Origin of the sequence: Mycolicibacterium sp. TUM20985 (assembly GCF_030295745.1) — a bacterium.
GTDB lineage: Bacteria > Actinomycetota > Actinomycetes > Mycobacteriales > Mycobacteriaceae > Mycobacterium.
This window is the reverse complement of sequence record NZ_AP027291.1, coordinates 635,767-649,102: the sequence shown is the minus strand read 5'-3', so window position 1 is coordinate 649,102 and position 13,336 is coordinate 635,767. Positions and strand designations below refer to the sequence as shown.

Here is a 13,336-nt window from a genome sequence, read left to right as displayed (position 1 = left end):
ATAGTCGTCCGACCTTGCCCGGCGTGTCGCCAGTTAGCCTGCGCCGATGTCGCCCACGGATTCGCGCAAGCAGGCCCGTCCGTCGGCGAGGTGGTAGGTGACACCGGCGATCGCCAGGGTTCCGGAGGCGACGCCGTCGGAGATCGCCTTCGACCGGCTGACGAGCTGTTTGGCGGTCTCCGTGACGTGACGCGCCTCGAATTCGTCGACCCTGGTCAGGCCCTCCTTGCGGCCCAGCAGGATCGATGGGGTGACGCGTTCGACGATGTCGAGCACGTAGCCACCGGGCACCGCGCCGTCGTCGAGCGCTGCCAGCGTCGCCTTGACCGCTCCGCAGCTGTCATGCCCAAGGACGACGATCAGGGGCACGTTGAGCACCGTGACCGCGTATTCGATGGAGCCCAGCACCGCCGAATCCAGCACGTGGCCGGCGGTCCGGACGACGAACATGTCCCCGAGGCCCTGGTCGAAGATGATCTCGGCGGCCACCCGGCTGTCGGCGCACCCGAACACCACTGCGGTCGGCTTCTGCCCATCGGCGAGGCTGGCACGGTGGTCGATGCTCTGGCTGGGATGCTCGGGAGTTCCGGCGACGAAGCGGTCGTTACCCTCGCTGAGTGCCTTCCATGCGGTTATCGGGCTCGTGTTCGGCATTGCGACATTGTGCATGGAGTCGACCCTGATGGTCGACGCGAGTGAACTTCTCGTGTGGTATTCACGAGAACAGCGGGACCTGCCGTGGCGGCGGCCCGGCGTGCCGGCGTGGCAGATCCTGGTCAGCGAGTTCATGTTGCAGCAGACCCCGGTTGCGAGGGTCGAGCCGATCTGGCGCGACTGGGTGGCACGATGGCCGACTCCGTCCGCGACTGCGGCGGCGAGTGCCGCCGACGTGCTGCGGGCCTGGGGAAAGCTCGGGTACCCGCGCCGGGCGAAGCGTCTGCACGAGTGCGCGATCGTCATCGCCTGCGAGCACGGTGACGTCGTACCCCATGACGTTGACACCCTGCTGACCCTGCCCGGCGTCGGCGCCTACACCGCGCGCGCCGTCGCCTGCTTCGCCTACGGTCAGCGCGTCCCGGTCGTGGACACCAACGTGCGACGCGTGGTCGCGAGGGTGGTGCACGGTCGGGCGGATTCACCCGCCAGCGTCCGCGATCTCGCCGAGGTCGATGCCATTCTCCCGAATGATGAACGTGCACCTGGGTTTTCGATTTCGTTGATGGAGCTGGGGGCGATCGTGTGCACCGCGCGCTCACCCCGCTGCGGGGTGTGCCCGCTGAGCGTCTGCTCGTGGCGGTCCGCCGGGTACCCGCCGTCGACCGAGCCGGCCCGGCGCGTGCAGAAGTTCGCCGGAACCGACCGCCAGGTGCGCGGCCGACTCCTGGACGTGTTGCGCGGCAACGACACTCCGGTGCGCCGAAGTCAGCTGGACGTGGCGTGGTTGTCGGATCCCGCCCAGCGCGACCGGGCGCTCGACTCTCTGCTGACCGACGGTCTCGTCGAACAGACGGCCGAGGGCTTGTTCGCACTCGCCGGTGAAGGTGGTGGAGGCGGGGGGGACCCCACACCGGTGAACTAGCCTGGCAGTGTGGTCGTACCCGTCTCGCGGGCTCCGCGGACTCGATACGCATCGCGGGGCGACTTGGACATTGCCTACCAGGTGCTCGGCGACGGTCCGTCGGATCTCTTGGTGATGCCGGGACCCTTCATCCCGATCGACTCGATCGACGCCGAGCCCTCCATGTCCCGGTTCTACCGGCGGTTGTCCACTTTCTGCCGAGTCATCCGATTCGACCATCGCGGCATGGGCATGTCCTCGCGCATCGGTGCGGACAAGATCACGCCGGCGTGCTGGGCGGAGGACGCGATCGCGGTGATGGACGCCGTCGGATGCGAACGCGTCACGGTGATGGGATCTGGCTTCACCGCCATCAGCGCGCTCATCCTCGCCAGCGACCGGCCCGAGCGACTGTCAGGCCTCATCCTGCTCACTGCCAGCGCGCGGGCGTTGTGGGCGCCCGATTATGACGTCGGTATCCCGCGCAGTGGCACCAGTCCGTTCACCACGGTCGCGATGGAACCGGATGCCGTCGAGCAAGGTTTCGACATCCTGCAACTCGTCGCTCCGTCCGTGTCCCACGATCAGGCGTTCCGGGCGTGGTGGGATGCGGCGGGCAATCGGGCAGCCTCACCGAGCATGGCCCGACGCGCCAGTCAGGCGCTCGTCGATGCCGATGCGCGGGAAAGGCTTCCGCTGATCACGTCGCCGACGCTGGTGGTGCACCGCGCGCAGTCCTCGTTCGTGGCGGTCGGCCATGGCCGCTACCTCGCCGACAACATCGCCGGGGCGCGCTACGTCGAACTTCCCGGAGCGGACAGCCTGTACTGGGTCGGCGACGCGACGCCCATCCTCGCCGAGATCGAGGAGTTCATCACCGGTAGGCGAGGCAGCACCGACCTCGAGCGAGTCCTCACGACGATCGTGTTCACCGACATCGTCGCGTCCACCGAGCGGGCGGCCAGTTTGGGCGACGAACACTGGCGCGACCTGCTCGACGGGCACGACACGGTGGTGCGCAGGGAACTGCTGCGCTTCGGTGGCCGCGAAGTGAACACCGCCGGTGACGGTTTCGTCGCGACGTTCAGCAGTCCCAGTGTCGCCATCGACTGTGCGGTGGCGATCGTCGACGCGATCCGGACGCTGGGCATCGAAGTGCGGGCTGGCATCCACGCCGGCGAGGTCGAGGTACGGGGTAACGACATCGCGGGGATGGCAGTTCACATCTGCGCGCGCGTCGCCGCCCTGGCCGATCCGAGCGAGGTCCTGGTGTCCTCGACGGTGCGCGAGATCGTGACCGGTTCACACCGCGCGTTCACCGACCGCGGCGCCTACCAACTCAAGGGTGTCCCGGGCACCTGGTGCGTCTACACCCCCTGACGCCCCGGCCTAAGCCGTTGCGGCACAGACAGAGTCGTCGCAAGCGAACCGGCGACGATAGTCCGATGGCGTGACGCCGACGACGCGCCTGAAGTGGTGCCGCAGCAAGGTCGCCGTACCGAATCCGGACTTGTCGGCGACCCGGTCGATGTCGAGGTCGGTTTCCTCGAGCAGTCGTCGCGCATAGAGCACCCGCTGATCGGTGACCCACTGCATCGGGGTGCGACCGGTTTCGTCGACGAACCTGCGCGCGAACGTCCTGGCGGACATGCTGGCTCGCCTGGCGAGCGAGGCGACCGTATGTGGCACGTCCAGATTACTCAGGATCCAATCCAGTTGCGGGGCAAAACCTTCGGAGCATCGTATGGGGATGGGCTGGTCGATGTACTGCCGCTGGCCGCCGTCGCGCTGCGGCGGTACGACCATCCGGCGGGCGATGATGTTGGTGATCTCACTGCCGAGCTCGCGTCGTACCAGGTGCAGACACGCGTCGATGCCCGCCGCCGTGCCCGCACTGGTGATGAGGTTGCCGTCATCGACGAAGAGCACGTCTCGATCGACTACGGCCGTCGGATGCAGTGCCGCCAGTTCGTCGGCGTGCATCCAGTGGGTGGTGCACTTGCGGCCGTCCAGCAACCCGGCCGCACCGGCGACGAAGGCCCCCGAGCACACCGTCAGGATGATCGACCCGGATGCGGCGGCGACGCGAATGGCATTGAGGGCTTCCGGCGGGTACGGAGCCGAGATGGCCGGAATGGCCACCAGGTCCGCGCCGATCAGGCCGTCGAGTCCGTGGTCGGGAGTCAGGTGCGCCCCGACGGTCATCCGGAGCGGCTTGCCGGCTTCGGGACCACACAGCTTGAAGTCGAAGTTGGGCACGCCGTCGGCGGTGCGATCGATGCCGAAGACCTCGCAGATCACGCCGAGTTCGAACGGGGCAACACCGTCCAGCACCAGCGTCGAGACGCTCTCAATCATGGCAGCATCTTAACGCACCATGTCTGCACTGCCACTGTTGGCGGAATATTCGCGGACACACAATTGCTGCCATGAACGTGATACTTGCCTTCCTCGTCCTGTCCGCCCCGTTCGCGCTCGCCGCCCTGCTCAGCTGGGCCAGTCATCGTCACGACGCGGTTCGTGGCCACCTCATCAACCAGTTCGGCGATCCCGACTGGTACCGCGTCCAGCACGACGCCGACGCAGCCCGTACCAGGTTCGAAAAGACTCCTTCGTGGCCTGCGTCAGGTGCGCAGGGCGAACGCCGCTAGAAACGGTTCCACTGCAGCGCGATATTCCCGCGCGGCGTCGTCGTGCACGAGGTGCCCGGCGCCGGGCACGCGCAGATGCGTGGCCCGTTGACCGGTCGCCTGCATCTCCGCCATCTGGCCGGGCGGAGTAACGGAGTTCTCCGCCTCGATGAGCAGGGCGGGCGCGCGAACGGCGCGCCACTGCTGCCAGTAGTCGCGGGTGCCCCACTGCGCGGCGACCTCGATCCACCTCTCGGGCCTGCCGTGTAATCGCCATCCGGTGGCGGTCCGGTCGAACGCCTCGAGGAAGTACCGCCCGGCGACATCCCCGAAGGCGTCGTAGACCGCGCGCTCCGAGGTGAACTCGACGGGCAGCGCATGGAGCCACGGCTCCCACGGTCCGGTGGTCCGGCCGCGGAAGTCGGGCGCCATGTCCTCCACGACCAGCGCCGTCACCAGATCGGGACGCGCGGCCGCGAGGCACCACGAGTGCAGGCCACCCATCGAATGTCCGACCAACCTGGCGGGCCGCCCGAGTTCGGCGACGGCGTCTGCCAGGTCGGCGACGAACCGCTCGGTGCTGACGGGATGCGGGTCCTCGATGTGGCGGCCCCGATGCCACGGCGCGTCGTAGGTGTACACCTCCCCCAGTTCGGTCAACCACGGCAGCTGACGCGACCAGGTCGTACCGCGCCCCATCAGTCCGTGCACCAGCACGATCGGCTCCCCCCGGCCACCGCGAGCGGTCAGCAGGGGGGAACGCATGCCCGACATCCTGGCAGGGCCCGGGTGACTGACGACGATCCGGGATAACGAACCGGTAACGTAGAGCCCATGTCCGTCGTGAAGATCAATGCGATCGAGGTACCGCCCGACGCAGGCCCCGAGTTGGAGAAGCGCTTCGCCAACCGCGCCCACGCCGTCGATGGTCAGCCCGGCTTCCTTGGGTTCCAGCTACTGCGTCCCGTCAAGGGCGAAGACCGCTACTTCGTCGTCACCCATTGGGAGTCCGAGGAGGCCTTCCAAGCCTGGGCCAGCGGCCCGGCAGTCGAGGCCCACGCGGGTCAGCGGGCGAATCCCGTCGCCACGGGTGCATCGCTGCTCGAGTTCGAGGTCGTGTTGGACGTTCAGCGGGCGGGAGCGTAGCGACAACATGGGGGCATATCTTGCGGGGACCGGCTCGCCCGCGTAGCCAGGCCCGACGGCGGGCAACTGCGATCGCGGTGACATGCGCCCTCGTCGTCGCCCTGGCTTGCGGATGCGCCCACAGCGGACCGGCCGCACCGGCCGAGGCTGCCTACGGCGCCCACATCGACACCAACACCCCTCAGGGGCTGCGTGCCAAGCAAACCGTCGACATGCTCAACTCCGAGTGGCCCATCGGACCGGTGAACGTGGCGACGCTCGCCGCGGCACCACAGGTGAACGACGTCGCCTTCATGATGGACCGGATGTGGTGGGACAGGCCCTTCACCGTCAGTGGGATCGACTACGGCGCCGGACAGTCGACCCTGCACCTGTTGACCTCCTATGGCGTCGGACAAGACATCCAGCTGCGTACCAATGACGCCGGGATGGTCGACCGGTTCCAGGTCACGCTGCAGAAGCCGCGGATCACGCAGTGGTCCGACGTCGACGCGGTGCTCACGCAGTCTGGGGCGCACTACTCGTATCAGGCGTCGAAGGTCACCGACGGCACGTGCACGATGGTGGCCGGGACCCATGTGAACGATTCGCTGCCGCTCGCCTCGATCTTCAAGCTGTACGTGCTGCTGGCCATCGCGGACGCGGTCAACGCCGGCACCGTCGGCTGGGACGATCAGCTGACCATCACCAAGGAGGCAAAGGCCGTCGGGTCCGCCGGCTTCGAAGATCTGCCACCGGGCTCTCGCGTGTCCGTGAGAGACGCTGCGCAGCAGATGATTTCGGCCAGTGACAACATGGCCACGGACCTGCTGATGGCACGCCTCGGCCCCGGGGCCATGCAACGGGCGCTCGTGCACGCGGGACATCACGACCCCGCCAGCATGACACCCTTCCCCAACACCCACGAGCTCTTCTCGGTGGGCTGGGGTGAACCCGATCTGCGCGAGCAGTGGAAGGAAGCGTCACCGCAGGGCCGGGCGCAGATCATCGCTCAGACGAATTCCCGCCACTACGAACCGGACCCGGAGCGTACCCACACGCCCGCCTCGCCGTACGGCGCGGAGTGGTACGGCACCGCGACGGACATCTGCCGGGTGCACGCCGCCCTGCAAACGGCCGCGGTCGGGCCCGCGGCGCCGGTGCGGGACATCCTTTCGGCCACTCCCGGCATCGAACTCGACGAGACGGCGTGGACCTACATCGGCGCCAAGGGCGGAAATCTCCCTGGCGACATCGCCTTTAGCTGGTATGCCGTCGATCGCACGGGTCAGCCGTGGGTGGTCAGCTTCCAGTTGAACTGGCCGAAGTTCCGCAGCTTGACGGCGGCCAGTTGGCTCCTGTCGATTGCCCAGGGCGCGTTCGCGCTGATCCAGCCCGCCTGAGTCATCAGCCCGTCGACCTCAACGTCCACGCGTGCCCGCGGAGATGCAGGACCGTGCGACTGACCGGGCCGACGTCGATGCGCCAGAACGACTTCGGCGGCGCGTTCAGTGCAACGAGGATGACGGCGCGCACCACGCTCGGATGGGTGACGGCCACGATCCGGCCGCGGCGGTCGGACAATGAATCCAGCCAATTGCCCACTCGGGTCACGAGATTCACGACCGACTCGCCACCGTGCGGCGCCTGCGTCGGATCGGTCAGCCAGAGCGTGAGCTCGGCAGGGCCGACACCACCGAGGACGCTGCCCCGCCAGCCGCCGCAGTTCAGATCGGCGAGTCGAGGCTCCGTCTCCGCACGCAACCCGAGCAGCTCGGCGGTCTGCCTGGTCCGCTTCTCGGGCGCACACAGTGCGGCGTCGACCACACCGAGGTCGACGGTGGCGTCGACCTGCCGCTGCCCGAGGGCACTGAGGGGCTCGTCCCTGGGAAACCGTCCGGCCGCCATCGCCTCCGTCATCGCGTGGGAGACGAGGGTCAGCCGGACGATCTCACTCACGCTCACTCACGTGTCGAGGCCGACCCCCACGTTGGTCCGCCTGCCGTCGAGAACCTTCGCAATCAACGCGGCGAACACCAGACCAATGGTCACCCACATGACGACCTGCACTCCGAGCGAGAACAGCCGGAACTCGTAGAGGTCGTCAGCCGGGAAACCCTCGTAGACGATGTTGCCGGCATCGTCGCGCAGCGGGCCGGGCGTCTCGTCGGTCGTCGGCAGGACCAGCATCACCACGGCAATCGCGACCAGGTAGCCGCCCGCCGCGGCCAAGGTGGCATTCCAGGCCCCGAGGCGGGACACCAGTCGACGGCCGAGGTACACCGCGCCCACCAGAAGCGCCGCCGACGCCACCACCATCAGCAGATACAGCAGCGTGCGCTGACGGATGGTCTCCTCGAGGCTTACCGCGGGCGGGTTGGCCGGGTACTTCAGTGCGGGTATGACGTACAGGCTCAACAACATCGCACCGGCGACGAGCACCGACAGCACCCGGGCCGACACGTTGCCGATCCGGCCGTAGGCGACGGCGAACACCACGGCGAACAAGGCACCCATCGCGACGCTGAACGCCAACACCCCGAAGCCCATGCCGACGTTGGCCTGCACGCCGCGGGTGAACAGTTCAATCCCGTGGCCGTGGTCGTGCCCCGACCCGTGCATCGACTCGTGGGCGGTCCCGACCCCGTCCTCGAAGCCGATGGCACGCTCGACGACCGGTTCGACGAAGATCCGGGCGAAGGCGAAGGCGGGCACACCAGCGAGGGCGCCGGCCAGGAGGCCGCGCCCGATGATCTGTTTCTCCATCGTGTGGACTACTCCCGGCGCGTCAGTGGCAGGGGAAGCCGAGGAGGTGACGAGCGTCGTGCAGGAATTCGTGCACGTGGGTGTCGCTGCCGAAGATCGACGTCGCGCCCTGGTCCATGCCGACGAAGTACAGCATCAGCAGCGCGAGGAAGGCGGTCGCCGACAGCCACACGGCGGCCTTGGTGGCGGAGAAGTCCAGTGCGCGAGAAGCGCTCTGGTGGGTTTCGGAAGAAGTCATGTCAAGTGTCCTTTCGGGAATTCGCGTCCCGTATCAGAGGTGACGAACGTCGGGTCTGACTTTCACAGTGGCGCGACCGCTCTGGATTTTCACCAGCATTCCTTCGTCCGTCGATTACCTGAGCATCATAGGCACACACCGGCCCTCGGCTAACCCCTACACGACGAAAATGGGCGGCACCCCCTTCGGGGTACCGCCCATCTCGGCGATCAGTGGTGCCGCGTCACTCCGAGGTGGTCACGGTTCCCGTCGCGCCTGCCTTGGCCAGGTCCGGCGCATCTTCGTCGACGATGGGCCGGGGCACACCGACGAACGTGAACACCGCGTCCTCGCCCGCACCCTCGCCGTCCCAGTTGTCGACGTCGACCTTGACGAGCTGACCGGGGCCGACCTCGTCGAAGAGGATCTTCTCGCTCAACGCGTCCTCGATCTCGCGCTGGATCGTGCGACGCAGCGGCCGTGCGCCCAGCACCGGGTCGAAGCCACGCTTGGCCAGCAGTGCCTTCGCCTTGTCGGTCAGCTCCATGGTCATGTCCTTGGCCCTGAGCTGGTTGCCGACGCGGGCGATCATCAACTCCACCATCTGGACGATCTCTTCCCTCGTCAGCTGGTGGAAGACGATGATGTCGTCGATGCGGTTGAGGAACTCCGGGCGGAAATGCTTCTTCAGCTCGTCGTTGACCTTGAGCTTCATCCGCTCGTAGTTGTTCTCGCCGCCACCTTGGGTGAAGCCGAGACCGACCGCCTTGCTGATGTCGGAGGTGCCGAGGTTGGACGTGAAGATCAGCACGGTGTTCTTGAAGTCCACCGTCCTGCCCTGGCCGTCGGTGAGGCGGCCGTCCTCGAGGACCTGCAACAGGGTGTTGTAGATCTCCTGATGCGCCTTCTCGATCTCGTCGAACAGCACGACCGAGAACGGCTTGCGGCGCACCTTCTCGGTGAGCTGGCCGCCCTCTTCGTAGCCGACGTACCCCGGAGGGGCACCGAAGAGCCGCGACGCGGTGAAGCGGTCGTGGAACTCGCCCATGTCGATCTGGATCAACGCGTCGTCGTCGCCGAAGAGGAAGTTCGCCAACGCCTTGGAGAGCTCGGTCTTACCGACACCGGACGGGCCGGCGAAGATGAACGAGCCCGACGGGCGCTTGGGGTCCTTCAGGCCGGCGCGCGTGCGGCGGATGGCCTTGGACACCGCCTTGACGGCGTCCTCCTGTCCGATGATCCGCTTGTGGATCTCGTCCTCCATGCGGAGCAGACGCGTGGTCTCGGCCTCGGTCAGCTTGAACACGGGGATGCCGGTCCAGTTGCCGAGCACCTCGGCGATCTGCTCGTCATCGACCTCGGCCACGACGTCCAGGTCACCTGAGCGCCACTGCTTCTCACGCTCGGCACGCTGACCGACGAGAGTCTTCTCGCGGTCGCGCAGATTGGCCGCCTTCTCGAAGTCCTGCGCGTCGATCGCGGACTCCTTCTCCCGGCGGGCATCGGCGATCTTCTCGTCGAACTCGCGCAGGTCTGGCGGAGCGGTCATCCGGCGGATGCGCATCCTCGCGCCCGCCTCGTCGATCAGGTCGATCGCCTTGTCGGGCAGGAACCGGTCGTTGATGTAGCGGTCGGCCAACGTGGCCGCCGCGACGATGGCACCGTCGGTGATGGACACCCGGTGATGCGCCTCGTACCGGTCCCGCAGACCCTTGAGGATCTCGATGGTGTGCTCGACGGTCGGCTCACCCACCTGCACCGGCTGGAAGCGTCGTTCCAGAGCGGCGTCCTTCTCGATGTACTTGCGGTACTCGTCGAGCGTGGTGGCACCGATGGTCTGCAGCTCACCGCGGGCGAGTTTCGGCTTCAGGATGGACGCCGCGTCGATCGCGCCCTCGGCGGCACCCGCACCGACGAGCGTGTGCAGCTCGTCGATGAACAGGATGATGTCGCCGCGGGTGTTGATCTCCTTGAGCACCTTCTTCAGGCGCTCCTCGAAGTCACCGCGGTAGCGGCTGCCCGCCACCAGGGACCCGAGGTCCAGGGTGTAGAGCTGCTTGTCCTTGAGCGTCTCGGGCACGTCGCCATGCACGATGGCCTGCGCCAGCCCCTCGACGACGGCGGTCTTGCCGACGCCGGGCTCGCCGATCAGCACCGGGTTGTTCTTGGTGCGGCGGCTCAGCACCTGCATGACCCGCTCGATTTCCTTCTCGCGGCCGATGACGGGGTCGAGCTTGCCCTCCATCGCGGCGGCGGTCAGGTTGCGGCCGAACTGGTCGAGCACCAGCGACGTCGACGGGTTGCCCGCCTCGCCGCCGCGGCCACCGGTGCCGGTCTCGGCGGTCTCCTTGCCCTGGTAGCCGCTGAGCAGCTGGATCACCTGCTGGCGCACGCGCGTCAGCTCGGCACCCAACTTGACGAGCACCTGGGCCGCAACGCCCTCGCCCTCACGAATCAGGCCGAGCAGAATGTGCTCGGTACCGATGTAGTTGTGGCCGAGCTGCAGCGCCTCGCGCAGGCTCAGCTCGAGCACCTTCTTGGCGCGCGGGGTGAAGGGGATGTGCCCGGACGGCGCCTGTTGGCCCTGGCCGATGATCTCCTCGACCTGGCTGCGGACACCCTCGAGGGAAATGCCCAGCGACTCCAGCGACTTCGCCGCGACACCCTCGCCTTCGTGAATGAGGCCAAGGAGGATGTGCTCGGTGCCGATGTAGTTGTGGTTGAGCATCCTGGCCTCTTCTTGAGCCAGGACGACGACGCGCCGTGCGCGGTCAGTGAAGCGTTCGAACATCGGTGGTTACCTGCCCTCCGTAGATAGCGCAGCGCCTGAATAAGCCTGCACGGCGGGCCGTGCTCTGCACCTGCCGTCCACTGTAGTGGGCGGTGGCGTGGGCTGCCCCGCTTGTCCTCTCCTGGTGAAAAGGCCGGCGGCAAAGTCTCTCGCGCTGCATACAGCCCAACGCCGTGTTCGCGCGGATCGTTTCCACCGACCGTGAGCGAATGCTTCGCCGCTAGCGAAACTGCTCACCCGATCCGGGCGCTGGCAATCAGCGCTTACGTTGCCGCGTGAAATGCGTCGATCACGTCGGCCGGGATGCGCCCGCGCGTGGAAACGCTGTGGCCGTTGCGGCGCGCCCATTCCCGAATGGCGGCGCTCTGCTCGCGGTCGATCGACGCCCGGCCGCGTCCCGAGCTGGCCGCACGGCCTCGACGACGGCCCCCGACCCGGCGGCCGGCCTCCACCCACTGCTTCAGATCATTCCGAAGCTTCGAAGCATTCTTCGACGAAAGGTCGATCTCGTAGCTCACTCCGTCGAGTGAGAATTCAACGGTCTCGTCGGCAGAACCTTCACCGTCGAAATCGTCGACCAAGGTGACAGTTACCTTCTTTGCCATGGCTCACACTGAACCCTTCCGTGCGGGCGCGCAGTCACACTTCGCTCGAAACCCTGAACAATGTTTGCATAGGAACCTTCGCAATTCAACACAAAGGTATGAAAACTGCCGTCAGCTTCCGTGCCTGCGCACAATCGGGAACAAAACGGTCTCCCGAATCGTCAGGCCCGTCAGGGCCATCAACAAGCGATCGATTCCCATTCCGGTGCCCGTGGTAGGTGGCATCCCGTACTCCAATGCGGCGAGGAAGTCCTCGTCCAGGAGCATCGCCTCGTCGTCGCCCGCGGCTGCGGCCTTCGCTTGTGCGGCAAACCGCTCACGTTGCACCACGGGGTCGATCAACTCGGAGTATCCGGTCGCCAATTCGAAGCGACGGACGTAGAGGTCCCACTTCTCGGTGACGCCGGGAATGCTGCGGTGAGCGCGCGTCAGCGGCGTGGTCTCGACGGGAAAGTCACGCACGAAGGTCGGCGCCCAGAGGGTGGCCCCGACCGCGTGTTCCCACAACTCCTCGACGAGCTTGCCGTGCCCGAAACCACGATCGCGGGGGATCTCCACACCGCGGGCATCGGCAATCGCCCAAAGATGGTCGACGTCGGTCTCGGGGGTGATCTCCTCGCCGAGGGCCGCAGATAACGACGGATACATTTCGACGGTGGCCCATTCGCCGTCGAGGTCGTAGGTCGTGCCATCGGGCAGCGGTACGTTTCGAGTGCCGATGGCCTCGTCGGCCACCTCTTGAATAATCTCGCGCGTCACAGTCGCGGAATCGTCATAGGTGCCATAGGCCTGATATGTCTCCAGCATCGCGAATTCCGGTGAATGCGTGGAATCCGCGCCTTCGTTTCGAAAGACGCGATTCAACTCGAACACCTTCTCGAATCCGCCCACCAGACACCGTTTCAGGAACAACTCCGGCGCGATACGAAGGAAGAGATCGGTGTCGAGCGCATTGGAGTGCGTGACGAATGGGCGCGCGGCGGCACCACCCGCGAGGGTCTGCAGGATGGGCGTCTCGACTTCGAGGAATCCGCGCCGTTCGTAGGCCGACCGCACGGCGCGGACGACGGCGATTCGCTGCCGAGCAATGGTGCGCGCCTCCGGCCGCACGATCAGATCGACGTAACGCTGCCGAACCCGGGACTCCTCACTAAGTTCCTTGTGCGCCACGGGAAGGGGGCGCAACGCCTTCGAAATGATTTGCCAAGAATCGGCAAGCACAGACAATTCGCCCCGCCGGGAACTGATCACGTCACCGTGCACGAACACGATGTCACCGAGATCGACGTCGGACTTCCACGCGTCCAAGGACTCTCGGCCCACGCCGTCCAGGCTGACCATCGCCTGCAGCTGAGTGCCGTCACCCTCCTGCAGCGTGGCGAAGCACAGCTTTCCGCTGTTCCTCGCGAACACCACCCGACCGGCGATGCCGACGATCTGCCCGGTCGCGGTGTCTACCGCCAAGTCGGCGTATTGCTCGCGCAGCTCGGCGAGCGTGTGCGTCCTGGCCACGTCGACCGGGTACGGATCGCGGCCCTCGGCGAGCAGCCGCGCGCGCTTCTCCTGGCGGATGCGGAACTGTTCGGGTAGATCGTCTTCGGGAACATCTGCTGAGCTCACGACGTGCCAGCCTAGGCGATTTGG

The 13,336-nt window shown here is 66.7% G+C and carries 14 protein-coding genes; 5 read left to right on the top strand and 9 right to left on the bottom strand.

The features are described from left to right. Window positions 1-33: 33 nt before the first annotated feature. Window positions 34-654: a carbonic anhydrase gene (locus QUE68_RS03085; RefSeq protein WP_284224469.1), complete on the bottom strand. Its 621-nt coding sequence runs from the start codon at window positions 652-654 to the stop codon at window positions 34-36. Window positions 655-682: 28 nt separating this feature from the next. Between QUE68_RS03085 and QUE68_RS03080 the strand changes: the two genes are divergently transcribed. Together QUE68_RS03080 and QUE68_RS03075 are read left to right on the top strand one after the other, a co-directional pair. After that, window positions 683-1,579: an HhH-GPD family protein gene (locus QUE68_RS03080; protein ID WP_284230621.1), complete on the top strand. Its 897-nt coding sequence runs from the start codon at window positions 683-685 to the stop codon at window positions 1,577-1,579. Between the two features lie 9 nt (window positions 1,580-1,588). Continuing rightward, a complete protein-coding gene (locus tag QUE68_RS03075) occupies window positions 1,589-2,938 on the top strand; it encodes an adenylate/guanylate cyclase domain-containing protein (RefSeq protein ID WP_284232508.1) in 1,350 nt (449 codons plus the stop codon). A 9-nt stretch (window positions 2,939-2,947) separates the two neighbouring features. Here the strand turns inward: QUE68_RS03075 and QUE68_RS03070 are convergent, their stop codons facing one another. Further along, entirely contained in the window at window positions 2,948-3,916 is a 969-nt protein-coding gene (locus QUE68_RS03070; RefSeq protein ID WP_284232506.1) for a helix-turn-helix domain-containing protein, read from the bottom strand. 71 nt (window positions 3,917-3,987) lie between these two features. Between QUE68_RS03070 and QUE68_RS03065 the strand changes: the two genes are divergently transcribed. Continuing rightward, on the top strand, window positions 3,988-4,209 hold the full coding sequence (locus tag QUE68_RS03065; RefSeq protein ID WP_284232504.1) for a hypothetical protein: 222 nt from the start codon (window positions 3,988-3,990) through the stop codon (window positions 4,207-4,209). Here the strand turns inward: QUE68_RS03065 and QUE68_RS03060 are convergent. Then, window positions 4,183-4,953, bottom strand: coding sequence for an alpha/beta fold hydrolase (locus QUE68_RS03060; RefSeq protein ID WP_284232501.1), 771 nt, complete (start codon window positions 4,951-4,953; stop codon window positions 4,183-4,185). The genes QUE68_RS03065 and QUE68_RS03060 overlap by 27 nt on opposite strands. Before the next feature lie 69 nt (window positions 4,954-5,022). On the opposite strand from QUE68_RS03060, the gene mhuD reads away from it, so the two are divergent. Both mhuD and QUE68_RS03050 read left to right on the top strand, forming a co-directional pair. Continuing rightward, entirely contained in the window at window positions 5,023-5,334 is a 312-nt protein-coding gene (gene mhuD / locus QUE68_RS03055; RefSeq protein WP_284224464.1) for a mycobilin-forming heme oxygenase MhuD, read from the top strand. A gap of 20 nt (window positions 5,335-5,354) precedes the next feature. Beyond that, window positions 5,355-6,716, top strand: coding sequence for a serine hydrolase (locus QUE68_RS03050; protein ID WP_454786416.1), 1,362 nt, complete (start codon window positions 5,355-5,357; stop codon window positions 6,714-6,716). A gap of 4 nt (window positions 6,717-6,720) precedes the next feature. On the opposite strand, the gene QUE68_RS03045 is transcribed toward QUE68_RS03050, so the two are convergent. The 6 genes from QUE68_RS03045 to lysS form a co-directional block, all read right to left on the bottom strand. Continuing rightward, window positions 6,721-7,272: a histidine phosphatase family protein gene (locus QUE68_RS03045; protein ID WP_284224462.1), complete on the bottom strand. Its 552-nt coding sequence runs from the start codon at window positions 7,270-7,272 to the stop codon at window positions 6,721-6,723. A gap of 6 nt (window positions 7,273-7,278) precedes the next feature. Then, on the bottom strand, window positions 7,279-8,079 hold the full coding sequence (locus QUE68_RS03040; RefSeq protein ID WP_284232496.1) for a CbtA family protein: 801 nt from the start codon (window positions 8,077-8,079) through the stop codon (window positions 7,279-7,281). Between the two features lie 22 nt (window positions 8,080-8,101). Then, the gene (locus tag QUE68_RS03035; protein ID WP_284224460.1) at window positions 8,102-8,317 is read right to left on the bottom strand and encodes a CbtB domain-containing protein; all 216 of its coding nucleotides are present in this window, start codon (window positions 8,315-8,317) and stop codon (window positions 8,102-8,104) included. Window positions 8,318-8,540: 223 nt separating this feature from the next. Continuing rightward, window positions 8,541-11,087, bottom strand: coding sequence for an ATP-dependent protease ATP-binding subunit ClpC (gene clpC1 / locus QUE68_RS03030; protein ID WP_284232494.1), 2,547 nt, complete (start codon window positions 11,085-11,087; stop codon window positions 8,541-8,543). A gap of 263 nt (window positions 11,088-11,350) precedes the next feature. Further along, window positions 11,351-11,692: a histone-like nucleoid-structuring protein Lsr2 gene (gene lsr2 / locus QUE68_RS03025; RefSeq protein ID WP_284224458.1), complete on the bottom strand. Its 342-nt coding sequence runs from the start codon at window positions 11,690-11,692 to the stop codon at window positions 11,351-11,353. Between the two features lie 111 nt (window positions 11,693-11,803). Then, window positions 11,804-13,312 (bottom strand): lysine--tRNA ligase, encoded by a 1,509-nt coding sequence (gene lysS / locus QUE68_RS03020; protein WP_284232492.1) that lies wholly within the window; start codon window positions 13,310-13,312, stop codon window positions 11,804-11,806. Between the last annotated feature and the right edge of the window lie 24 nt (window positions 13,313-13,336).